Source organism: Rhodovulum viride (assembly GCF_003265965.1).
Lineage (GTDB): Bacteria > Pseudomonadota > Alphaproteobacteria > Rhodobacterales > Rhodobacteraceae > Rhodovulum > Rhodovulum kholense.
In genome coordinates, this window is sequence record NZ_MUAV01000089.1 from 1 (window position 1) to 1,342 (window position 1,342).

At 67.4% G+C, this 1,342-nt stretch carries 2 protein-coding genes; both read left to right on the forward strand.

Going from position 1 to position 1,342, the window contains the following annotated elements; translation table 11 throughout:
• Window positions 1–191, forward strand: a 191-nt coding sequence (locus BYZ73_RS21080; protein WP_146746391.1) for a P27 family phage terminase small subunit, incomplete at its 5' end; no start/stop codon positions are given.
• A partial coding sequence (locus tag BYZ73_RS21085) for a terminase large subunit (RefSeq protein ID WP_112317562.1) occupies window positions 178–1,342 on the forward strand: 1,165 nt, incomplete at its 3' end. The genes BYZ73_RS21080 and BYZ73_RS21085, both read left to right, overlap by 14 nt.

Below are 1,342 nucleotides of genomic sequence, written 5' to 3' on the forward strand. Positions count from 1 at the left end.
AGGTCGAGACCCGGAACGGGCGCCAGCAGAAGAAGCGCGCGGTCTGGGGCCAGCGCCAGGACGCCATTGCCACCATGAACCAGCTCGCCGCGCGCTTCGGCATGACGCCGGTCGACGAGGCGCGGATGAGCGCGGGCGGCCAGGGCGATCTCTTCGGCGAGATCCTGAGGACCCTCGATGGAACCGATTGACCATCCGGTCTCGCGCTATGCGCTCGATGTGATCGAGGGGCGCGAGGTGGCGGGCACGCTGGTGCGGCTCGCCTGCGAACGCCACCTGATGGATCTGGAAACGGGCCGCGACCGCGGCCTCTGGTTCGATTGCAAGGCGGCCTTGCGCGTGCTGAACTTCGCGCGCCTGATCCAGCACACCACGGGTCCGGCGGCGGGCAAGCCGCTCGATCTGACGCCCTGGCAGGTCTTCCGGCATGGGTCCGTCTTCGGCTGGAAACAGGCCGATGGGCTGCGCCGGTTCCGCACCACCTATCACCAGGTCGCGAAGAAGAACGGCAAGACGACCGACACGGCGGTGCCGATGCTCTATACCCAGCTTTTCGACGGCGAGGCGGCGCCGCAAGGGTTCTGCACCGCGACGACGCGGGATCAGGCGGGGCTCTTGTTCCGCGAGCTCCGGCGGATGATCAAGGCCGCCCCCGCGCTGTCGGCCTTCATGGATACGGGCAACAAGCACCTGATCTCGACCGCGATCACCAATGGCACGATCCGGACGCTCAGCCGCGACGGCAACTCGGCCGATGGCATCAACCCCAGCTTCGTCGCCCGCGACGAGGTGCACCGCTGGACCGACCGCGAACTGGCCGAGGTGGTGGTCAATTCGATGATCGCCCGGGCGCAACCCATCGACTGGGCGATCACCACGGCGGGCGCCGACATGGCCTCGATCTGCGGCGAGCTGAGGGACTATTCCGCGACCGTCTTGCGGGGCGATGTCCAGGACGACAGCTTCTTTGCCTATGTGGCCGAGCCGCCGGCCGATTGCGATGTGGGCGATCCGGTGGCCTGGAAGATGGCGAACCCGAACCTGGGCGTCGCCTTCAGCGAGGAGCGGTTTGCCGAGCTGTATCGCGAGGCGACGGTGATCTCGGGCAAGATGCCGAACTTCCGGCGGCTGCACATGAACCTCTGGACCGAGGGCGCGCAATCCTGGATCGAGCGCGAGATCTGGGACAAGGGCGCCGAGCCCTTCGCGCCCGAGGCCCTCTATGGCCGCCCCGCCTGGGTCGGACTGGACCTCTCGAAGACGACCGACCTCACCTCGATCTGCGTGGCGATCCCGAAGGACGGGCAGGTGTACCTCATCAGCTATTCCTTCCTGCCCTCGG